The sequence below is a fragment of the Moorena sp. SIO3E8 genome (assembly GCF_010692445.1).
In the GTDB taxonomy this organism is placed as follows: Bacteria; Cyanobacteriota; Cyanobacteriia; order Cyanobacteriales; family Coleofasciculaceae; genus Moorena; species Moorena bouillonii.
On record NZ_JAAHHM010000006.1, the window covers coordinates 124,791 to 147,037 of the forward strand.

A 22,247-nucleotide genomic window follows, 5' to 3' on the forward strand; every position below is an offset into this window, starting at 1 on the left:
GCATAAACTGATATCTGACAGCTGAATGCTTACTTTTTCAGTTACAATTTTTATGTAACTATTAACCAATAATTATAAGTATTCAACCCAACTCGATATGATGGAAAGCACAGACTTTATCAATCAAAACCCAAGGTCGCCGATTCTCGTAAAAATGCCTGGAGAAGATGGGTCAACTGGGTCAACTATTGATCAAAGTATGCCCACAGAGGTAGCGATTGAGCATGGTGTGAATACCTTGGTTAATGACGTAGTGGATCAAGCCTTAGTGCAGGTTAAAAGTAACCAAGAACTGCAATTAGTGCGGGAAAAGGTTGCTACGGTGATGGGAGATACCCTTAAGGAAATAGCTGCTGAACACCCTCAATGTCAAAGCCCACTGGCAACAGGTGTTAGCCCAATGAATAATAATAATACTAATACTAATAATAGTGCAGTTGAGTGTGGTATCAGTGGGGCAAAGCAAGTTCAAGAGCTAGGCTTTACTGAGTTTACTGCTGGGCTGATCAACAGTGCATTCGACGCTATCATGGGTGCAACTATCAAGCAGATGGAAGCCTATCGGGAACTTGTAGCCAATCTCGCTAAAACTCTGGCTCAGTTCCAGGCTGAGAATGTCTCTGATGCCCAAATTACTGACCATCTTGTCCAACACTACCCTGATGGTCCCGGAGGTACAGTTGTGCGTCCCAACTATACCTTTAAAACTATCCCTGCTAACCCCAACACTGGTACTCAAGAAAAGCCAGCCAATCACCTCTTAAGGGAAGTAGCTCAAGCTCTAGAAGCTGAAACCATTAATCTTACAAATCCTCTGACACTTACCATCCAAGAGAATCAGGAGAGATTCTTCACTAGCCAAGTCCAAGAGATTCGCTCGAAAATTGGTGAGTTACTAGCGACTAATATGATAGAGCATCTGCGGGCAATAGCACGGGAAGGAATGGCACGGATTGTAGTAACTGATGGGGAAATTGTCTCGAAGCTCACCTTCAATGTGACTGCTACTGAGCAACAAACTACAGGAACAAACCAGTATCAGCGTCAACATAAGCCTCAACAAGCGATGCAGTCGGCCAAAGGGGGTTTCCCCCACTCACTATCGCATCAAGAAACCAGCCCTTACATCAGAGGTCGTGCAGTAGCAGAATCGGGTAACGTTTCTGCTGGTACTAGTCACAATAAACTCACGGTTAAGCCAGTGAATGAGAGTTCATTCGATGCAGTGACTATGAGTACAGACATCATTGGTCAGGTTAAGATTCGCTTTAAGACTGAAACATTTCCACCAGTGGACAGGAATAGATAATATCGAGTTCGGTTGACTACTCATCAGTCTTGGATGTTCATTAATTAACAATTAACAATTATCCTTCTTTTCCGAATTTTTGCCTTGATTCGGAGATAATCGGTCATGGTTTACCGAATATGCTGATTATACCTACTTCCACTCAAGCACAGAATTTTGTACGCTTCACCACACTCCTTTTTACCTTTTGATTGACTTTATTTTCAAATTACTCATAATTCTCTCCAAAGTCACTGATAAGTTAATATAGCAGTTCTCAATCGGGTGAGGTACTTTCGTTATTGGTTAAGGAAGAAAATTTAGATGTACCTCACGCTTACTAGGAAACGCTATACATCACTATCTCAAGATTAAGCAGATCTCAGTAGAATTGCTGTATTGATAGATAACTAACAATGTTTAAACTATTTCGGTGTCATCAAGCCCAAACCTCCCCTAGCCAAACCCTTAACCGTTGGCAAGGAGAAGCTACTGTTAAAGTTGCCATACAACCCAATCAAAGCGGACGTGTACACTTCCGAGCCAGCTACTGGAATGCTAAATGTCCACAAGCCATCACTCTCAACCCTGGGGATATTGTTGAAGTAACTGGGATTGATAACATTACCCTGATTGTAGAACCTAGTTCTTTGAATTAAATCAGTGTATCAATACCGTAGAGTGTACTATTTCTAAAGTTTGCAAATCCCTTTCAAAACTTGGAGTATAACCATGGCGCGATCGCTTTCAAACAAGTTTAAAATCGGCATATATTGATAAGTTTGGGGATTACCCTGATGGATATAAACAAACTGATAAACCAGACCATTAGTGGCTAATCCCCAAACAAATTCTTGATGCTCTAGGCTGTTGAAAGCATAAGTCAGTAATTGCGGTAAACCTGTAGACATCTCCAATAATCTGTAATCAAGTCACAGCAATCAAACTAAGGGGGTCAATAACTGATTCAAAATTTAGCCATAGGAACCATTTCATCAGGTTTTGGAGTCTCATTATCCAAATTTGGAGTAAAATTATGAGTCATTACAATGTCAATTACTTGACCACATTCAGCCGATTCTATTATTTTTAAAATTAGAGAGCCAATGTCTTGATGCAGTCGCTCATGGGGGAAACCCCCTGTTCCCTTGCTGCATCGCTTCTTAATCTTACTAAGCCACAAACAGTTAATATTACCGATTCATAACGCTTTTTAGTTAAACGAAATCTTTCTTGAATAATTTTAACTATTTTCACTCTTCTGATCAAATGCTCTACGAAAATTCGCGATTTTGATAAAAGTTTATTATCGGCTTTCTGTGAATCAGTTAATTCTCCATTTTTAGGTTTCTTAGACGGAGTAGTTATTTGCGCTTCTCCTACATAAGCTTTATCTCCACTAAAAAATTGGTGTTCATCAAATTTATTTAAAGTTTGGCGACATATTTTAAGGTCACTCATTGGCCCTGGTTTTCCCACAACTACATCAAGAATTTCTTGTCCTTTTGGTAAAACCACAAACTGACTTTTAAAAGTATGTCTTTTTTGTTTACCTGAATAATAGTTCTTTTGGGTTTGGTAGTCTAAAGGTCTCTCGATGACTTGCTCTGAACTATCTACTATCAATTCATAGTTGGTTAATTCTTCCTTAATCTGTTCTACTTCTTCCGGGAACTTTTTTACTTGTTCTAACCGACTTGGTGGTAAGGCTTCTTGAACTATTTTTTGCCAATAATTAAATAAGTTATGAGCCGTTGACTCGCTTACTTTAAAAAGCAAACCTAAAAGTTGAAAACTTAAGTTATGCCTCAGATAAACTAACATCAAAATTATTTGTTCTTCCTCAGATAATTTGGGATGATTACCACCTCCTGCTTTAATAAGTCTAATTTTAGTTTTTTCATTCTCTTGTTGTTTTTCTTTAGCTATAAGCTTTCCTTGCTCTATCAGTTTTATTAATTGCTCATAATTAATTCCTAATAACCTTTTTGTTTGTTTAGGGTGTTTTTGAATATATTCCCAAGTAGAATTGCTCATTTTTCCAGATTATCTATGACTAATTCCTTCCATTATACTCTATTTTTAGAATTTTAAGGTATTATGGAGATGTCTTGTTGATACGTCAACGTCACTATTTTTGCTCTCCACTACCAAAATCCACAACGGGATAGCTTGTTGCCCTTGTCTGTTGACAGCAACAATATCGAAGCGCCCAGTGATGTAAGTATCCTCATCTTCGATGTAGATTCGGGCAATTTCTTCCTCAACATTGAGCTTAATGGGAGGGCGATGAAAACCTGCTAAACGTAACAAGGGCGCAACTGATACCAGGCGTACTTGTCCTTCGGAAACCTTACCTTCGAGCCAATAGTTCCTAAATTCATCCTGAATGTTAACAAGTTCCTCTTGTTCAGTTTCAGTAAGGGGTTCAAGGGTAAGTAGTGGTGCAAATAAGCCGTTGTACAGGGGTTTAATCCCTAGCAAATGGTGAACATCCTTCAGGGAGAGTTTACGGGCTTGTAAGGTTGTCATTTTTGATTGTTTATGCCGTATAAGCTGATCAATAAAGCGGGTATCGCCATTTTTATGATAAGCTTTAATCTAACAAGTTTAAAATGACTAATAACTCTTCACCCCAAACCATAAAAACGCATAGGATTATCCCACAGGATCTTTTGCACTATCTTCTGAGATAGCTTGTCCTGAAGTCCTACCATTTCTTCAATAATCTTGGGATTGTGGTCTATGTGAGGGTAGTCAGAACCAAAGATCAAGTTATCAGAACCGATGTACTTGATAATATCAGCTAGATAAGGCTCATCTGGCTCAATGGCAATGAAGCACTGGCGACGGAAATACTCTGAAGGCTTCATCTTTACATGGTCTTTCACCTCCCAGGCCAGTTGATCGTACTCTTCATCTAGCCGCCACAGCCAGTAGGGAAGCCAACCGCAACCGGACTCAAGAAACGCTACTCTGAGATTGGGGTGACGCTCTAATACTCCCCCTTCGATCAGTGCCAACATTGCCATCATCTGTTCCATGGGATGAGAGCAAGCATGCATGGCAAAACGGGTATTAAATCGATCTGATCCAGTGGTCGGTAATCGAGCATGGCTACCCTCATGAATGCCAACTGCTATGCCCAGCCTCTCACACTCCGTCCAAAATGCCTCATAGGCCGGGTCACTGAGCAGTCGTCCTTTAACCGGATTTGGCCGGACAAAGACAGCTTTCCAGCCAAACTCTGCGATCCGATGTAATTCCGACACCATGTTGCTGGGGTCGTGTAGACTAATCGCTCCTACTCCTTTCAATAGTTGCGGGTCATAGCTGCAAAAGTCTCGTAACCAATTGTTGTAGGCACGGGTGAGTGCTGCTGCCAGTGGCGGATCCATAGTATCGATCGCCAACATCCACAATCCTGTAGTTGGATACAGAAAGGAAATATCCACACCCATCTGCTTCATGGCCTTGACCTGAGATTCTGGGCCAGAGCCTAGGTTTTTATTATAGGTAGCCTTGTTCCGGATTGCTACCTTAATTCCTTCAGCCCAGACAGCATCGGATATCTTATTATAAATTGTCTCACCTTCCACTCTCATATACTTAGTTGGAGGGGAAAAGATATCAATTTTCACAACCCCATCCTTTTGGGAGGGTTGATCTCGATAGGGTGCATGATTTTTAAATGCAGGTTCCAGGTACTTCTCCCACATATCTATCGGTTCATTCACATGGCCATCGGCATCAATAATTTGATAGTCTTTCAGCATTGTTTTTCTATTGAAGGTTGTCTGTCAGAATTAATTCTTAATTCTTAATTCTTAATTCTTAATTCTTAATTCTTAATTCTTAATTCAAAAAGGTTAGATGTTGGGAAACTTGTTGCTGATCAGAAGAAAATCGGAAATGGGTTGAGTTGGTTTTCGTTGAGGGATTGTGGTAACTGACCCATCTGTACTGGCACATCATAAAGTCTTCCGGGAGCCCACCGTTTCCAAAAGTGTCGCAGACCAGGGACAATCACTTTGACAACATTGAGTCCAATATCGGGACGGGTTTGATCTAGAACCAGGGTTTCCATACTTTGCTTGGCAGCAATGTCTACACAGGTTTGAACATCGTCTCGCAGATCATCGCTGCTCAGTTGAGAATAATCGCTGTAGAGTTTTGGAGTAGTGTTTTCATCCGGTATCAGATACGGCTGATTCTCTAAGGTAGCCATTCGCCACCAGTCTATAGCTAACTCATCGGAGTAGTTGTATTTGGTGCTGCCATCGGGAGCTATGGATATAACCGCTGGAAGCATCTGGTTTAATTCCGTTAGCGATCGCATAATCCCAATTTTGGGGTCGAAATGAGCACCGAAAGCAAAAATGATATCTTCCACAGGTTGATCAATCCTCCTGGAAAGAGCAGCAAAGGCCGGAATCCCTAAATCGCTAGTGAGATCGAGTACCCAAAGTTCACGGTTGAGGGAATGGTAATACTCCTTAAGAGCTGTAAAATAGGGTTGGTTAAAACTGTCTAAATCCACAGCTGGTCGTTTGAGGCGGTTATACCACCACAGCGCTACACTATCTCGCTCTACCAACTCCATGAATCCTTGTAGGATTGCTTCTTCTTTGGTGTTGCCAGCAGCAGTACCATTGGAGTCTGCCCAACAATCTGGTTTAGAGGGTTTTGGGTAGCCGTAATAGCAGTAAGCTGTGGGTAAATACTTAAATGTTTTGTCAGTCAAAGACCAAATCGGTGTCCACTCAATCTCTCGTTCGGGATCAAAGGGTTCTGGAACCTTTTGAAAAAAGCTCGGACAGCTTTGATTCCAGTCCTGGCGGGTTTGGTATTGGCGATCGCTAAACAGCATACAAGCATTGGGGTGAATAGCCACATCCGCCATACTCTTGTAGCTACCTTTGCGTCGAATTTCGTCTCCCTGAAACACACCAGAATATCTCTCAATCGCTTCCCCAAGGGCGCTGGCTTTTGCCTGAGCGTCAGTCTGTCCTTTGCCAGCACTTCTGCCACGCAAGTGTTTCCGCAAGAAGTATAAACTATCGAACATGCTGGCAAAATTATGTCCAGCTATATAGGTAGGGGTCAAATCGCTTTTTAACTTAGAAACTTTACTAATTCCTCTAACTGCTCCGATTATCGGACTAATGTGGTGTTCGTATTGCTTAAGGGTTTTTTCTGGTGAAACACAACGGTGTCCACCATCAGCTGTAAAGGTTTTCTTCCGGCTTTCTAATAAAACTGGCAAGGGGTCTCTATTTCCTAGATAGTCTGAATTGCCACAAGCAGGACATTGAGGACGCTTGACCAGAGTGTGATTTTTGGTTTGTAAGGATATGGTGTCAAAGGTGAGCAGAGTCCCTTTGAGGGATGGATGGTCTCCCTGAACAATCCATTTGGCGATTTCAGTAGCCGCTAGATTCAGTCCAGTGTCTAGAGTAGACGGTAGTAAAGAGCGAGAAGTTGGGAAAGCCGTCGATATACTATTAGGTTGGCGATGTTTGCGCAGAAAATCTTCCACGGGGCGATTGGCTCGCAGCCGTTGGGCTAGACATTCCCAACACCCAGTTTTTCCAGGATCGAAAATCGGACCAATCCAAATCATTTTGCCCACTGGCTTGACCAGCATCCACGGACGCTGGGACTGTAAAGCCTTTTGATTGAACTCATCAAGACCGACTTGGAGATAGTCATCGGTTAATACAACAGCAATGTCTCCCTCCTCAGCCATCTGAATATTGAGTGATTCCAGGATCGCGATCAAGGGTTGGGTTGGAACTGTGCCAAAGGAAGTTACTGAAACCTTAGTAGATTGCAAGCGGCTGGTGGCTGTCGTGTGATCAACATTCAGAAAATTCCAGAAAGCTGCTACCTCTGATGGCATATCTGAGGCCATCGGGTTATCGTTTTCTACGATATAGCCTTTCTTTTCCATCAGCATCAAAGCATAGTAAATCTCAGCCGTGGAGGCTTGGCCTTGCAGCAGGTTAACCATGTCTTCCACGGAATGCTCGCCATCAATTAAAGGAGCTAATTGTTCATAAAGATCACCATTGAGAACAAAATACTCTGACTCGGACAGCAGAAAGACACCAACCGATTCCACATCTTCGATATGAAAGCAAGGTTTAAATTTAGGTTTGTTCAGCATGGTTAGTTTTTCTCTTTTCTCTAGGGAGGCATACTATCGCAAAGGCAACAGGGAACAGGGAATAGGGAATAGGGAATAGGGAATAGGGAATAGGGAATAGGGAATAGGGAATAGGGCACAGGGAAGAAAAATTCTCACAGCAGCCTTAACTATGGCAGCATCATCAGCGGGCTAACCTTTGACAATAAATCAATAGCCCTGTAATATAGTAATTAGTTGATAAAATTTACCGGACTTGCTAAATTTTAAGGCTGCTATAATTTAAGCAAGACATGGTAAACTAGAAGTCTAGGGCTTAGCTTAAGATGACTAGCCCGGTTTGATCGAGTCGGTTTGATGAAGTGGAATTGATTGAGTAGGTGTACCGATACTCAATCTGAGCCAACTAAGACTTATCCAAATAAGGGACTAAGCAACGGGCAGGTATAAAACGCCCGTTACCAGTCCAGATTGGCGGTAGCTAACCCCCCCGTCAGAGGTAAAGCCGGTTAGAGATAAAAATTGATAGGTTTGTATCTGGTTGCTCTATTAGGGTAATCGCTGACCATGGCCTGGTTTAATCAGGCTTAATAAAGCGTTTACCCGATAGGGCTTTCCTATCCTAAAGTCGATGGCGACTTTATGTTTTTGTTCAGACTGTTTGTTCAGACTGTTTGTTCAGACCTCTTCGGGGTAGTCATCTACTTTTCCCTAAAGCCACTAGGGATTTTAGCAGCACCCAGGAACGGCGGAGTCATCGATTACCGTCTCTTCGAACCAACTACTAATCTGTGCATCTGTGAGGTCGCTGGGCTTAGCAGGGAGATTGATTTCATAGATCATTGCCCCGCCATCAGCGGTTGTAAGGGCTGGAGCCCCAGTAGAGCCCTGATTCACCACCACGTTCACGAAATCTTCTACCACTAGTCCAGCTTCCCGAAGAATGTCCGCAGGAGCACTGACAAAGCGCTTACGGAATTCATCGTCGAGCCAGGCTTTGGCGACAAGTTGGGAAACAGTGGTTTCTAGGGTTTTCCAATTTTCGCTCAATTTCATGTTGATTCTCCGGTACAAATTATCCTGTACAAACTGTATTCTTGGAGTCTTTTGAATGAAGTTTTTATCAACTCGTTTTATCAACTTCAAGAATACACAAGTAGTTCTAACAAACCCTAAAAATTAGTCCGCCGTAGTAATGGGGTAAGTAATTATACAGATAGTTAAGCAAGACAACTAGGAATTTGATCAGGGATATCATGGTTGACCCAAGACAAATCAAACCTACCGAAACCATGGTTAAATCTTGATTATGCCTAGGCAAGGTGCCCGTTTCACTACACCAAGTAAGGGAGATTAGGAGTAACTGATCCTTAGGGTGAGATGTCGGTTATTTTACCTATGAATTTGAGTATATAAATATACTTCATAAGTAGATAAACTTAATTAATAATTTCTTAATAGTTTTACTCAGTCTCTATTATATTGATAAAATTTAAACTTGATAAAAAATTAATTATTTTTTGTTATTTTTCGTAAACATTTGTGAGAATTAGTTGACGGAATGTGTTTCCAATGATCAGCTCAGCCTGTCAAAAAAAAGAAATAGTTTAAAAACTATTTGTCAATTCCCCCATGGGGAATATTGCCAATTACCCGAGGGGGAATACCCCTCTATTAATTAATGATTGAAAGAGGGAGTCGGGAGTCGGGAGTCGAGAGTCGGGAGTCGGGAGTCGGGAAAGGGTGCATGTCATATTTGTAAAAAACCTACCCCTGTGAGGGCGCGGGGCCCGGGCGCGGGGAGTGTGGGGCCCGGGCGCGGGGAGTGTGGGAAGTGTGGGAAGTGTGGGAATTTTCGCCCGAATTTTTGCCTAATTGCATGCATTGAGATGCACCCGTCGGGAAATAGGGAGATGGGGAGATTTTGATTAAGGGTAATTATCCGGACATCATATAAAGAGACTTTTCAAACACGATTGGATCAACCAAGTGATTAACTGGAGGTGATCTGACTGTTACCTGACTAGGCTTTGCGGGAACTCTAGAGATGTAATCCCTAAAATAGGCTGTATCAAACTATGCTGTATGGAAATTCTCAATTGAATGCAAGACCACTGACGTGAAGGTCGGGTAAAAGCAGAATGGCCAAAGGAAAAAGGGACAATAGCACTCCACCTTTCTCCCTTTACCGTTGAACTTTTCCTGACAGGACGTGTCTGCAAACCCCGGCTCGGCGTTGCATTTGCATGTAAAAGGTTGGGTTTGTCCGAGATCTGGCACCATTGTGATTAATCCTAGGGTGGGCAGTGCCTACCAACGCTCTTTGCAAGGTTCATTATCTGTCTGATGCACTGCCCACCCTACTGAACTACTGAACTACACCAGATTTTGGAGGCAAACAGACATTAATCCTAGGGTGGGCAGTGCCTACCAACGCTCTTTGCAAGGTTCATTATCTGTCTGGTGCACTGCCCACCCTACTGAACTTGGGCGTTGCTGATTCTGGGTATGGCGCACGCCCCCCTAGCCCCCCAATTCTGGGGGGAACAAAACTCTTAAAGTCCCTCCCGGTGCGCTTTCCGTAGGCGAATTAAATTCGCCACGGGTCGCACCGCAAAGTTGGGGGACCCACGGGGGCTTTAATAAAACCAGATAATCGCGCATTCATTCCTTAATTCAGCAACGCCTGAACTTGAGCCAAATCAGAAGCGTCATCACTGGTCGCACCTCAAGATTAAACAAAATCAAACAAAATTCAATCAATATAGCTATCACATATAGCTATCACAATTACTATATCTAAAAACTTCAAGGGAGAGATGATGTTAAGTTTACCAAAATCTCAAATTAAAGTTCTAGAAGAACTAGAAGCTGGTGTTAGTACAGTTGTTTATCGCGGCTATCACCAGCAAGAGCAAAAACCAGTTATTATTAAAGTTATTAAATCGGACTATCCCTCCCTTGAAGAGATTAGCAGCTTACGACAAGAATATACAATCTCCCAAGCTATTGATTGTGAAGGCATTGTCAAATGCTACGGTCTGGAAAACTATAATAATGGGTTGGCGTTGATATTAGAAGATTTTGGGGGTCAATCCCTGAAGCAGTTTATCAACTCTCACTCCATTAATCTAAAGGAGTTTCTGCGAATTGCTATTTCTCTAGTAGAAAGCTTGGATGAGCTGCACAAAGTCCCGATTATTCATAAAGATATTAACCCCTCCAATATCATCATCAATCCGGAAACAGGACAAGTTAAAATAACTGACTTGGGCATTGCCTCCCGCTTGTCTCTAGAGAATCCCACCACTAAGAATCATAATTGGCTCCAAGGGACTCTTGCCTATATTTCACCGGAGCAAACTGGGAGGATGAACCGCTCCATTGACTACCGCAGTGACTTCTATTCTTTAGGTGCCACTTTCTACGAAATGCTAACGGATCGGGTACCGTTTATCACCACCGATCCCATGGAATTGATTCACCATCATCTGGCTCAATATCCTGTCCCTCCTGATCAGCTTAATCCAGAAATTAGTGAAGTAGTTTCATTGATTGTGATGAAACTCCTCAGGAAAAATGCTGAAGACCGATACCAAAGTGCTACGGGACTAAAAGTTGACCTAGAAAGCTGTCTATACCAGCTACAAACCACTGGAAAAATTGAAACCTTCACTCCCGGAACCTATGACATCGGGAGCCGACTGCTAATTCCTCAAAAACTCTATGGTCGCGAAGGGGAAGTGGCCACCCTGATGGAGGCCTTTGAACGAGTCAGTGTTGGAGCCACTGAATTGATGTTGGTATCCGGTTACTCAGGGATTGGTAAAACCTCAGTGGTCAATGAAGTTCATAAACCAATTGTCAAAGCCCGAGGGTATTTTATTGGTGGTAAATTTGACCAGTTTAAGCGCAATAGTCCTTACGCTGCTTTGCTGGACGCATTTCGGGGATTAATTCGGCAACTGTTGACAGAACCCGCTCAAACACTAGGGATTTGGAAAGAGAATTTATTACATGCTCTGGGTGCCAATGGCAAGGTGATTATTAATGTCATTCCCGAAGTGGAACTGATTATCGGTCAACAGCCGGAAGTACCCCAACTCGGACCATCGGAATCCCAAAACCGATTTTTACGGGTGTTTCAACAATTCATCGGTGTCTTTGCCCAACCCCAACATCCCCTGGTGCTCTTCCTTGACGATTTACAGTGGGCAGATTTAGCATCATTAAGGTTGCTCCAGACCTTAATGACGAACTGCGATCGCAACTATTTATTAATCATTGGAGCTTATCGAGATAACGAAGTCAGTCCCACCCATCCCTTGATTCAAACCATTGAGAAAATTCAAGAAACTGACTTAGTCATACATCAGATCACCATTGAGCCGTTACAGAAACAATACGTTCAGCAATTAGTAGCCGATACTCTCAATGACACCCAAGGGGAAAACCAGACCAAACCCCTAGCAGAGCTATTATTCCATAAAACCCAAGGTAATCCCTTCTTCTTGACCCAACTGCTCAAAACCCTCTACTCAGAAAATTTGCTGAGTTATGACGTCAGCAGTGGCAGCTGGCAGTGGGATATTGATGAAATTCAAGCTATTGGCATCACTGATTATAATGTGGTGGAACTGATTGCCAGAAGTATTGGCAAGCTACAACAAACGACCCAGCAGGTTTTAAAATTGGCAGCTTGTCTGGGCAATCAGTTTAACTTAGAGATGCTAGCCATTGTCAATGAAGACTCAACCATTATCACGGCTGCTCAGCTCTGGGAAGCACTACAGATCGGTTTGATTCTGCCGTTGAGTGATACTTACAAAATTCCTCTGCTATTTGGACAAGAAGAATCCGCAGATTTTGGCCTCAGTGATGTCAAGGTTAACTACAAATTTTTACATGACCGGGTGCAGCAAGCCGCCTACTCTCTGATTCCCGAATCCGACCAACAAGCAACCCACCTAAAAATTGGCAAATTGTTGCTGAACCATACCACTCCAGAGGCACGGGAACAGAATATCTTTGCCTTGGTTAACCAACTCAATTTTGGCACGGACTTACTCACCGCTCAGTGGGAAAAAGATGAGTTAGCTCAACTCAATCTGACTGCGGGTCAGAAAGCCAAGGCCGCAGCCGCTTATCCCAGCGCTCTCAAGTATCTGAATGTAGGTCTAGGACTCCTAGCAGCGGATACCTGGACTGACAACTATGACTTCACCCTTGCTTTCTATATAGAAGTGGTGGAAGCGGAATACCTCAACAGTAATTTTGAGCAATCAAACCTCTTGGCTGGAGTGGCTCTGGAACAAGCCAAAACCCAATTAGATCAAGTCAAGGTGTATGAACTAAAAATCTACTCTTATATTGCTCAAAACCAAATGCAAGTCGCCTTGGATACGGGGCTAGAGGTTCTGGACATGCTCGGGATTCAACTGGATCAAGACCCCCCCTCTAAAAACCTGATTAGTGAGGATTTGGTTGACCTACCAGAAATGACTGACCTGACTAAACTAGCGGCCATGGGGATCTTAAAGTCTGTAGGAAACGCTGCTTTTATTGCTAATCCGTCATTGTATCCACTGTTTATCTTTACAAGAATCAATCTATGTATCAACCATGGCAATTCAAATCTGTCCACGGACACCTATATTAATTACGCCATGATCCTGTGTGGATTTATGGGAGATATCGATGGTGGCTATAAATTTGGTCAACTGTCTTTGATGCTGTTGGAGCAATTCCATGCTCAGGAGTTCAAATGCATAGTATTAGATGTTTTTAACGGTCATATCAGGCACTGGAAAGAGCATCTCAAGGAAACCATAGACCCCTTACTAGAGGCGTTTAACAGCGGTCTTGAAACCGGAAATATAGAGTATGGCGGTTATGCTGCCATCAACTACTGTGCCAACCTATTTTTTGTGGGATATGATTTGGACTTTGGTGCTCAAAAGTATGGCCAGTATCTGGATTGGCTGCAAAAAAGAAAGCTAGACTATCATGTTACTTATGCTAAAATCGGCAAACAATTAATCTTAAATTTACTCGGCAGATCTGACGATCCCTGTCAGTTAATTGGGGAAGACTTTAATGAATTAGAAATGCTTCCCATTTTAATAGAACAGAATAATGGAACCTCTCTGTTTTATCTATATCTTGCCAAATCCATTCTGTTTTATTGGTTTAAGGAACCCGAAAAAGCTATTGCTCAGGCCAGGTCAGCAGAGCAATACGCACAAGCTGTCCCTGGCATGATTCTTATTGCTGAACACAATTTCTACTATTCTCTAGCGCTTTTGGCTCACTATCCCCATGTAGAGCCACAGCAGCAAGGTGAATACCTCACCCAAGTAGCAGCTAATCAGGAAACTCTGAAAACCTGGGCATACCATGCTCCATCAAACTTCAAGCATAAGTACGAGCTAGTGGAGGCAGAGAAAGCACGAGTTTTAGGGCAACACTGGCAAGCCATGGAAATTTATGACCAAGGAATTGAAGGAGCAGCGGACCAGGACTATATCCAGGAAGAAGCACTGGCCAATGAGCTAGCAGCAGAGTTTTATCTGTCTTGTGGCAAACGAAAGATCGCCGAGGCTTACTTGACTGATGCCTACTATGGATACAGTCGCTGGGGAGCTGTGGCAAAAGTGAGAGACTTAGAATCAAGATACCCCCAACTCCTTAGCAAAATTACTGCCCAACCAACAACGCAAGTTCCAGTAGATTCCATAACCAACTCAACGATAACACTAAGTTTAACCGCACTGGATTTATCTGACGTTATCAAGGCATCTCAAGCCATTTCAGAAGAAATAATTTTCGATAATTTACTGGACAAGTTGATGCATATTCTCCTGACTAATGCTGGGGCTAAAAAGGGGTTTATCATTTTGTCAAAAGAAAATAAACTGATGATAGAGGCAGCCGGTTCAGTGGTTAACAATGGCGTAACAGTAAGGCATTCAATTCCAGTAACCATTACTCAGCAATTGCCCAAATCTGTAATTAATTATGTCGCTATCAGTCAAGAAAATTTGATTTTAAATAATCTGGTTAATAACTCTACTTTTGCTGATGATATATACATCATAAAGCATCAGCCAAAGTCAGCTGTGTGTTTGCCACTTCTGCGTAAAAAAAATATGATTGGTATGGTGTATTTAGAAAATAATATAATTTCTGGAAATTTTACCAATGAACACGTAGAAGTGTTAAGCCTTCTGTGTAATCAAGCGGCAATTTCTTTGGAAAATGCCACGCTTTACCAGACCTTGCATGACGTTCAAGTTAGGGAGAGACTCGAAAAACAGATTCGCAAATCTCTGGAAAGAGAAAAGGAACTCACTGAACTCAAATCTCGATTTATCTCTATGACTTCCCACGAGTTCCGCACCCCCCTAACCAGTATTATGGGAGTTACTGAAATTTTCAAATATTATAGCCAGAATTGGAATGAGGAGAAAAAACAAAACTATCTAGATCGGATTCAAGCTAATGTCAAACATATGCTCCACATGTTGGATGACGTGTTGCTAGTCAATAAAGCCAACGCCGGAAAACTAAAATTCAACCCTGTACCATTGAATTTATTTGACTTCTGCCGTGACTTAGTCGAAGAAATAGAACTAGGTCTTAACACCAAGCAAACCATTGTTTTTGTTATTCAAGGTGAATGCCCAGAGGCTGATTTCGATGAACAAATTATCAGACATATCTTGAGGAATTTGCTATCAAATGCTACTAAATATTCCCCTAATGATAGCACCATAAACTTTGACTTGATTTGTCAGCAAGAAGAGGTTATCTTTAAGATTAAAGACCAGGGTATTGGTATTCCAGAAGAAGACCAAAAGCAACTGTTTGAGTCATTTCATCGATGCAATAATGTAGGCAATATTCCAGGAACTGGACTCGGACTTGCAATTGTCAAACAGTCTGTGGAAGTACACGGTGGTGAAATTACGGTAAATAGCCAGGTCGGTATTGGCACAACGTTTACTGTCACAATTCCACTGTACTCCCCTGCTGCAGCACCAGAGCAAGTACAAAGACCGAGAGCTGTTTGCCAGTTGGCAGTTGGCAGTTGATCCTAATAGGAATTATGATTATGCCTAGAAGAAAGGATTAGTTTGACTTGGTTTTTAAAAGCGTTTCTAAATGTTAAGGTTTGAAGGAGGAACTGATATATGTCGCAGATTTTAGTTATTGAAGATGAGGAAGATATCCGTACCATTGTTGTGGAAATACTTCGGGCTGAAAATTTCGATGTTATTGAAGCAGAAAATGGTGAAATCGGTGTGGAATTGGCAAAAAATGAATGTCCTGATTTGATTATTTGCGATATTAAAATGCCGAAACTGGATGGTTACGGTGTAATGATTCAGTTACAAGAAATTCCATCCACCCAGACAATTCCCTTGATTTTTCTTACGGCTAAATCTACAAAAAGTGATCTGCGGATGGGGATGGAACTGGGCGCAGATGATTATCTGACCAAGCCATTTACTAGAGATGAATTATTAGGAGCAATCACAACCCGCTTAGCCAAGCAGATGGCTGTTGAGCAAGAATCTCAAAAACAGGTCGATGAATTGCGCGATAACATCACTCATGCACTACCTCATGAGTTGCGTACTCCTCTCAATGGCATTTTGAATCTTGCCCAATTCCTGATAGAAGATTATGATACCATAGAGCGGGGTGAAGCTATGGAAATGCTTCAGGAAATCCGTGTATCTGGAGAACGTTTATATCGGCTCACCCATAATTTTTTACTCTATGCAGAACTAGCGCGAATCGAGCAACAACCTAAGCAAGCCAGGAAGCTGCTTGATTATGGAGAGCAAAGTTTTACTAGAACAATTATCCAAGACCTTGCTATCCAAAAATGTCTGAAGGTAAACCGGAAAGACGATTTGCACTTAGAACTGCAAGAAGTAGTTGTCAATATTTACCAATCCAAATTCACTAAAATTGTTGAAGAAATCATTGATAATGCCTTGAAGTTTTCCGAGTTTGGTAAGCCGATTAAGATTCAGAGTTATTTCCAGGATAATAAGTTAAATATTTTGGTGATCGATCAGGGACGAGGCATGACACCAACTCAAATTGCTAAACTCGGAGCCTATATGCAATTTGATCGTAAACTCTACGAGCAACAAGGCTCTGGATTAGGCTTGATCATTGCCAAACTGTTGACTGAATTACATGGTGGAGAATTAAACATAACCAGTTCTCCAGGAATACAAACAATTGTCCATGTTATACTTCCAGGAAAATTATCAATTTAAGGATTAATTGTTGATTGTTGATTACTAAAGTTTACTAATTAAACTTTAATTTTTCAGGGTTCATCTATAATATCAAGTATGCTCAGGGAATAGGGAATAGGGAGTAGGGAGTAGGGAGTAGGCAATAGGCAATAGGCAATAGGCAATAGGCAATAGGCAATAGGCAATAGGCAATAGGCAATAGGCAATAGGTAAAAAAGAATGTGTACCTCATAGCTATCAGAAACGCTATATATTCACTGCTTGTCCAGGATAAAGCTATATCGTTAGCTGATTGCTTATAGCTGACTGTTGACATCAGCTTAACTCTGCTGGCGTCGTTCGTTTATAGTCTTAGTTTTTTGCTCAAAAGTCTGTTGTCATTTGTTATTGGTATTAAGAGTCTATAGCCTCAACACCTGCAGAAGACTCTTGTATTATACAATATCAATGCGCTTCGGACTTGATATCATGCAAAACTTTCTTCTGGCCATTGATTTTTCCGAGATCACCCCAGTAGTGATTGCCCAAGCCGAGTCTTGAATCCTTAATCCTTGATCATAAAATTCATGCATCCAGTTGATTACATCATTGTTACTATTTACCTGATTTGCATAGTCGTTTTTGGGGTTATTCTTCAACGGAAAGCATCTGAGGGTATAGAATCCTACTTTTTGGGAAATCGCAATCTGCCCTGGTGGGTTTTGGGGGCTTCTGGAATGGCTTCCAATACTGACCTGGCTGGCACGATGGTGATCAGCGCCTTAATTTATGCTCTGGGAACGAAGGGATTTTTCATCGAGATCCGGGGTGGCGTTGTCTTAATTATGGCTATTTTTATGATATTCATGGGCAAGTGGAACCGACGGGCAAAGGTGATGACTTTGGCGGAATGGATGCACTTGCGCTTCGGCTCAGGAAGGGAAGGCAATACGGCTCGGATCATAAGTGCTGTTGCTAATATTATCTTTGCTATTGGCTCCATGAGTTACTTTTCGGTTGGGGGGGGCAAATTCCTGGGGGAATTTCTGGGTATTGATGACCGCTATGCTTCGATATTTTTGATTTTGCTCGCCCTGGTATATACGGCTGTTAGCGGTTTTTACGGCGTAGTATGGACGGATGTATTTCAAGGTATTTTGATTTTTATTGCGATTATCTATATTTGTGCGATCGCATTCTCTACGGCAACTATTCCGGATACCTTCTCGGTCTCGATTCCTGGGGCTGAGCAATTGCAAACTTGGAATTTCACGGAGTGGAGCAGCATCTCGCCCCCAATCGCAGTTGATCTACCGGGAGACTATGGCATCTTCAATTTGTTCGGTGGGGTGATTTTATTCTATCTGTTCAAAGAAATTATGGTAGGGTTTGGCGGCGGGGGTGGGTATATGATTCAACGCTATTTTGCCGCTAAAAGCGATCGCGAAGCTGGGTTACTGTCCCTATTTTGGATAATCTTGCTTTCTTTTCGTTGGCCCTTGGTTACAGCCTTTGCAGTATTGGGTATCCATTACGGAACCACTAAAGCAGTAATTGCTGACCCTGAACTTATCTTACCAACGGTGATCGCAGAATATGTGCCAGTGGGGATAAAAGGGTTGCTGATCGCTTGTTTTATTGCAGCAGCTATGTCTACCTTTGACTCAATCATCAATGCTAGTGCTGCTTACTGGGTTAAGGATATTTATCAAGCTTATATCAATCCCCAAGCCTCTAGCCAACAACTGATTGTTCAAAGCCGCTGGGCATCAATTGTAATTGTAGTGGTGGGATTGCTATTTAGTTTCAATATCACCAATATCAATGACATTTGGGGATGGCTAACCCTGGGACTAGGTGCTGGACTGTCTATTCCTTTGGTGTTGAGATGGTACTGGTGGCGCTTTAATGGCTATGGATTTGCCCTTGGGACAGTGGCGGGGATGGTAGCGGCTATTTTAACCAAGGCAATAGTACTACCCAATTTAAATTACGCTCAATTTCAGGAATATGCGCTGTTTCTCATTCCCAGCGTTTGCTCATTACTAGGATGTATCCTAGGAACATTTTTAACTGAGCCAACTGACCGGGAGGTGATGGATAATTTCTATCGAGTCACTCGACCGTTTGGGTTTTGGGGAGTAATCCGTCAAAACCTCCCAGCTAATAGTCAGGCAAAAATCAGGAACGAGAATCGGCGGGATATTCTATCTACATTGATCGGGATTCCTTGGCAGATAGTGTTGTTTTTAATGGGAATCATGTTGATGATGAAACGTTGGGATAATTTTGGAATCCTGTTGTTTTTATTTATTATCCTATCTATTTGTTTGTACTTTAATTGGTTTAGACACCTGTCAAAAGAGGTGAGACTAGATTAAGTTTGAAACTGTAGCAAAGGGAACAGGGGAATAGGGAATAGGGAATAGGGAACAGGGAACAGGTAAAACTAGGAAAGACCGCGCTGCATCACTACTCCCTACTTCCGGTAGTGCCTCAAGGAAGTGTGGGAGTAGTCACTACTATGGAATGTCCTCTGTGTGGTCATCACAAGACCCATAAACAGGTCAAAACAAGCATTGGACATCAACGGTATTACTGTCGAGTTTGCCGAGAGACTACCTGTACCTTTGATACTCTTTACTATCGCGCCACAGATTGAACCGGAAAAAATCTCCACGCTTCTAAAAGCTCACGCAGCAAGGTTGTAGTTTAAGTAGGGAGGGGGTTTGGGGACTTATCGCTCCCCCAGACCCCCTCGCTAGTTAAGTCAATTTGTTGCAATAAAACTTTACATTACGTTACATTAAGTTACATAACACGTCAAAATAAAAAACAATCCTATGGTCAAAACTACTAACAAACCCTCTTATTCCAATATTTTTGATGTTCCAAGGCGGTGCAAACTATCCAGAGCCTATCCATTGATGACCAACTGGGACTTTTGTGGGTCTTTGACGACAATATGAGAGGTTTAGTGACTTCACTGGCTGTTCAATTAAAAATTGAACGGGGGATTAAAACCCAGATAATTACTACTTAGAAATTAGTTGATCGACAAATAATAGATAAGTGTATTTACCTAGATACATTGTACTCAAATCAGCATAAGTTAGTCAGGAGCCTGGGAGTAGCAAACCCCACGGATAAATCCGGGGGCTTGTGAATCATTACCTGACCAGCCCAAGTCCCGTCAGGGACTACGTTATCACCAAGAGTTGAAGTTCCTACCTTGAAATGCGACGCTAGTTTCAAGCTCTAGAACCGGATTGTTAAACATCTTTATCAGGTTAAGGAAGTGCAATCTGGAAAGTACCGACTGATAACATTGGCGAAGCGAACTTTACCCTAGCAATAGGAGAATACTCACATTATGCGAGTTTTTGTACTTGATAAAAACAAAAAACCTTTAGACCCATGCCAGCCTGCTAGAGCTAGAATCTTGCTCAAACAAGGAAGGGCTAAGGTCTTTAGGAGATACCCGTTCACAATCATTATGCGCGATTTGGAGGAATTGGAATGTGTAACACATAATCATCAGATCAAACTTGACCCTGGTTCTCAAACGACAGGTTTAGCAATTATTCAAGAAAAGGTGGTTGTTTGGGGTGCGGAACTAACCCACAGAGGTCTTCAAATTCGAGATGGTTTAACCTCACGTAGAAAGTTGAGACGTTCTCGTAGAAACCGCAAAACTCGTTATCGACAGCCACGGTTTCTTAACCGTAAACGTCCTGATGGGTGGTTAGCTCCCAGTCTAATGTCGAGAGTCTATAATATTCTCACATGGGTAAAAAAACTTACTCGATTTTGTCCGATAACTGGCATTTCTCAGGAATTAGTTAGGTTCGATACTCAGAAGATGGAAAACCCTGAGATTTCTGGCACAGAGTATCAGCAGGGCACACTCTACGGATATGAAGTTAGAGAATATCTACTTTCCAAATGGAATCGTAAATGTGCTTACTGTGGTGTGACCGATACTCAACTAGAGGTCGAACACATCAAACCTAAATCAAAGGGCGGTTCTGACCGAGTAAGTAACCTAGCAATTGCTTGTAGGAAGTGCAATCAAATCAAAGGTAATCAGGAAATCGAACAGTTTTTATCTGGTAAACCTGATGTTCTAAAGCGTATTCTTTCTCAAGCCAAACGACCTTTAGTCGATGGGGCAGCCGTCAACTCAACTCGATGGAAGTTGTATAACGAATTAAAAGCCTTAGGTTTGCCGATTGAAACAGGGTCAGGTGGATTAACTAAGTACAATCGATGTCGGCAGAACCTTCCAAAAACACACTGGTTAGATGCCGCGAATGTTGGAGAAGTCGATACTTTGTACATCGAAAGTTATCAGCCCTTGTTGATTTCAGCTAAAGGACATGGTACTCGTCAGATGTGCAGAACGAACAAGTTTGGCTTTCCCACTCGTTATGTACCAAGGTTTAAGTTTGTCAAAGGGTTTCAGACTGGAGATATTGCCAAAGCCGTTGTAACCAAAGGCAAGAAAATTGGAACCTACACAGGTAGAATAGCTACTCGAAAAACCGGTTCATTCAATATCTCCACTAAACACGAACTGGTTCAAGGAATTAGTCATAAATATTGCAGCATTGTACACCGGAAAGATGGATACTCTTATAGTTTCTAATTCAAAAGAATCTCTGTCAAGCTGCTGTTTATGTAAGGGGAGCGACTCCTCCCCATGCATGAATGACAGGGGTTTCCGTCGCTCCCCTTACCAACCCCTATTTTTTTGATGAAGATATCCAACTTAGATAACCAAACTATTGATCGCATTGTTGAAATGGCTTGGGAGGATAGAACACCATTTGAGGCAATTGAGGTTCAGTTTGGTCTCCAAGAGAAACACGTAATTCAATTAATGCGACGTTCCATGACTACTTCAAGCTTCAAGATGTGGCGTAAGAGAGTCACTGCACGTAACACCAAGCATCTCCGAAAAAGAGATTTTACCGCAGGTCGATTCAAGTCAAACAACCAAAAGAATTAAGTTAACAACACTATACGGATTTCACTACCTAAATTACCGTGTCAAGTCCTAGCAATTTATATGAAAAACAATTAACATAACTTATAAATGCATAAATATTATACAATAAATAGTAATTCAGCCATGAAATATTCCGAGCAACTATCTCTATAACTGAGATCTTGCACCATTGTCATTAATCGTAGGGTGGGCAGTGCCTACCAACGCGCTTTGCAAGCTTCATTATCTGTCTGATGCACTGCCCACCCTACATGAACCAAGCTTCTTGAGAATGGTGCAAGATGTGAGTATAACAAGAATTCAATGTTAGGGATAATACTTTATCTGTGTTTGGTCTGGGGTGAACTACTGGTCAATGTTTTTGATCAAAGTGGAATCCGCGTTCTGAGTCAAGTATTAGGCTTTTTCATTTTGGCTATTTCCATCCAACTGTTGGCTGATGGTATTTTCGCCTTACTACAAGAATCAGGGTTAATTTGAACAAGGATTAGCAGCTAATCCTCCAGAAGTTCAAAACCAAGTTTACTAATCAATTAATTTAAA

Annotated in this window: 15 protein-coding genes and 1 pseudogene; 9 read left to right on the plus strand and 7 right to left on the minus strand. The window is 42.0% G+C overall.

Going from position 1 to position 22,247, the window contains the following annotated elements:
• Positions 1–97: 97 nt before the first annotated feature.
• On the plus strand, positions 98–1,309 hold the full coding sequence (locus tag F6K46_RS04720; protein ID WP_293066607.1) for a hypothetical protein: 1,212 nt from the start codon (positions 98–100) through the stop codon (positions 1,307–1,309).
• A 395-nt stretch (positions 1,310–1,704) separates the two neighbouring features.
• On the plus strand, positions 1,705–1,947 hold the full coding sequence (locus F6K46_RS04725) for an NfeD family protein (RefSeq protein WP_075905515.1): 243 nt from the start codon (positions 1,705–1,707) through the stop codon (positions 1,945–1,947).
• A 33-nt stretch (positions 1,948–1,980) separates the two neighbouring features.
• On the opposite strand, the gene F6K46_RS04730 is transcribed toward F6K46_RS04725, so the two are convergent.
• From F6K46_RS04730 to F6K46_RS04755, 6 genes are all read right to left on the minus strand, one after another.
• On the minus strand, positions 1,981–2,199 hold the full coding sequence (locus F6K46_RS04730) for a hypothetical protein (protein ID WP_075905517.1): 219 nt from the start codon (positions 2,197–2,199) through the stop codon (positions 1,981–1,983).
• Between the two features lie 184 nt (positions 2,200–2,383).
• A complete protein-coding gene (locus F6K46_RS04735; protein ID WP_293066609.1) occupies positions 2,384–3,325 on the minus strand; it encodes a transposase family protein in 942 nt (313 codons plus the stop codon).
• A 45-nt stretch (positions 3,326–3,370) separates the two neighbouring features.
• Positions 3,371–3,820: a hypothetical protein gene (locus tag F6K46_RS04740; protein WP_075905524.1), complete on the minus strand. Its 450-nt coding sequence runs from the start codon at positions 3,818–3,820 to the stop codon at positions 3,371–3,373.
• 98 nt (positions 3,821–3,918) lie between these two features.
• Positions 3,919–5,064, minus strand: a complete 1,146-nt coding sequence (locus tag F6K46_RS04745; RefSeq protein WP_075905526.1) for an amidohydrolase family protein — start codon at positions 5,062–5,064, stop codon at positions 3,919–3,921.
• A 119-nt stretch (positions 5,065–5,183) separates the two neighbouring features.
• A complete protein-coding gene (locus tag F6K46_RS04750; RefSeq protein WP_293055678.1) occupies positions 5,184–7,457 on the minus strand; it encodes a TOMM precursor leader peptide-binding protein in 2,274 nt (757 codons plus the stop codon).
• A gap of 708 nt (positions 7,458–8,165) precedes the next feature.
• Positions 8,166–8,492: a hypothetical protein gene (locus F6K46_RS04755; RefSeq protein WP_075905530.1), complete on the minus strand. Its 327-nt coding sequence runs from the start codon at positions 8,490–8,492 to the stop codon at positions 8,166–8,168.
• 1,763 nt (positions 8,493–10,255) lie between these two features.
• On the opposite strand from F6K46_RS04755, the gene F6K46_RS04760 reads away from it, so the two are divergent.
• Positions 10,256–15,529, plus strand: coding sequence for an ATP-binding sensor histidine kinase (locus F6K46_RS04760; protein WP_293055683.1), 5,274 nt, complete (start codon positions 10,256–10,258; stop codon positions 15,527–15,529).
• 99 nt (positions 15,530–15,628) lie between these two features.
• On the plus strand, positions 15,629–16,732 hold the full coding sequence (locus F6K46_RS04765; RefSeq protein ID WP_075905566.1) for a response regulator: 1,104 nt from the start codon (positions 15,629–15,631) through the stop codon (positions 16,730–16,732).
• 82 nt (positions 16,733–16,814) lie between these two features.
• On the opposite strand, the gene F6K46_RS04770 is transcribed toward F6K46_RS04765, so the two are convergent.
• The gene (locus tag F6K46_RS04770) at positions 16,815–16,946 is read right to left on the minus strand and encodes a hypothetical protein (RefSeq protein WP_293055687.1); all 132 of its coding nucleotides are present in this window, start codon (positions 16,944–16,946) and stop codon (positions 16,815–16,817) included.
• Positions 16,947–17,280: 334 nt separating this feature from the next.
• On the opposite strand from F6K46_RS04770, the gene F6K46_RS04775 reads away from it, so the two are divergent.
• From F6K46_RS04775 to F6K46_RS40025, 5 genes and pseudogenes are all read left to right on the plus strand, one after another.
• Positions 17,281–19,074, plus strand: coding sequence for a sodium:solute symporter (locus F6K46_RS04775; protein ID WP_293055690.1), 1,794 nt, complete (start codon positions 17,281–17,283; stop codon positions 19,072–19,074).
• Between the two features lie 143 nt (positions 19,075–19,217).
• A pseudogene (locus tag F6K46_RS04780) lies at positions 19,218–19,389 on the plus strand (IS1 family transposase); the annotation flags it as partial.
• Between the two features lie 677 nt (positions 19,390–20,066).
• Positions 20,067–21,341 carry an RNA-guided endonuclease IscB gene (iscB, locus tag F6K46_RS04785; RefSeq protein WP_075905570.1) on the plus strand — a complete coding sequence of 425 codons (1,275 nt, stop codon included), beginning with the start codon at positions 20,067–20,069 and terminating at the stop codon, positions 21,339–21,341.
• Between the two features lie 108 nt (positions 21,342–21,449).
• The gene (locus F6K46_RS04790) at positions 21,450–21,704 is read left to right on the plus strand and encodes a TIGR03643 family protein (RefSeq protein WP_075905572.1); all 255 of its coding nucleotides are present in this window, start codon (positions 21,450–21,452) and stop codon (positions 21,702–21,704) included.
• A 303-nt stretch (positions 21,705–22,007) separates the two neighbouring features.
• Positions 22,008–22,184, plus strand: a complete 177-nt coding sequence (locus F6K46_RS40025; protein ID WP_143727931.1) for a hypothetical protein — start codon at positions 22,008–22,010, stop codon at positions 22,182–22,184.
• Positions 22,185–22,247 lie beyond the last annotated feature (63 nt).

What these genes read in the sequence shown, in the direction of transcription:
- F6K46_RS04720 (WP_293066607.1), top strand. Translation starts at nt 98, where the DNA reads ATGATGGAAAGCACAGACTTTATCAATCAAAACCCAAGGTCGCCGATT.
- F6K46_RS04725 (WP_075905515.1), top strand. Translation starts at nt 1,705, where the DNA reads ATGTTTAAACTATTTCGGTGTCATCAAGCCCAAACCTCCCCTAGCCAA.
- F6K46_RS04730 (WP_075905517.1), bottom strand. Translation starts at nt 2,199, where the DNA reads ATGTCTACAGGTTTACCGCAATTACTGACTTATGCTTTCAACAGCCTA.
- F6K46_RS04735 (WP_293066609.1), bottom strand. Translation starts at nt 3,325, where the DNA reads ATGAGCAATTCTACTTGGGAATATATTCAAAAACACCCTAAACAAACA.
- F6K46_RS04740 (WP_075905524.1), bottom strand. Translation starts at nt 3,820, where the DNA reads ATGACAACCTTACAAGCCCGTAAACTCTCCCTGAAGGATGTTCACCAT.
- F6K46_RS04745 (WP_075905526.1), bottom strand. Translation starts at nt 5,064, where the DNA reads ATGCTGAAAGACTATCAAATTATTGATGCCGATGGCCATGTGAATGAA.
- F6K46_RS04750 (WP_293055678.1), bottom strand. Translation starts at nt 7,457, where the DNA reads ATGCTGAACAAACCTAAATTTAAACCTTGCTTTCATATCGAAGATGTG.
- F6K46_RS04755 (WP_075905530.1), bottom strand. Translation starts at nt 8,492, where the DNA reads ATGAAATTGAGCGAAAATTGGAAAACCCTAGAAACCACTGTTTCCCAA.
- F6K46_RS04760 (WP_293055683.1), top strand. Translation starts at nt 10,256, where the DNA reads ATGATGTTAAGTTTACCAAAATCTCAAATTAAAGTTCTAGAAGAACTA.
- F6K46_RS04765 (WP_075905566.1), top strand. Translation starts at nt 15,629, where the DNA reads ATGTCGCAGATTTTAGTTATTGAAGATGAGGAAGATATCCGTACCATT.
- F6K46_RS04770 (WP_293055687.1), bottom strand. Translation starts at nt 16,946, where the DNA reads ATGAGGTACACATTCTTTTTTACCTATTGCCTATTGCCTATTGCCTAT.
- F6K46_RS04775 (WP_293055690.1), top strand. Translation starts at nt 17,281, where the DNA reads ATGCATCCAGTTGATTACATCATTGTTACTATTTACCTGATTTGCATA.
- iscB (WP_075905570.1), top strand. Translation starts at nt 20,067, where the DNA reads ATGCGAGTTTTTGTACTTGATAAAAACAAAAAACCTTTAGACCCATGC.
- F6K46_RS04790 (WP_075905572.1), top strand. Translation starts at nt 21,450, where the DNA reads ATGAAGATATCCAACTTAGATAACCAAACTATTGATCGCATTGTTGAA.
- F6K46_RS40025 (WP_143727931.1), top strand. Translation starts at nt 22,008, where the DNA reads ATGTTAGGGATAATACTTTATCTGTGTTTGGTCTGGGGTGAACTACTG.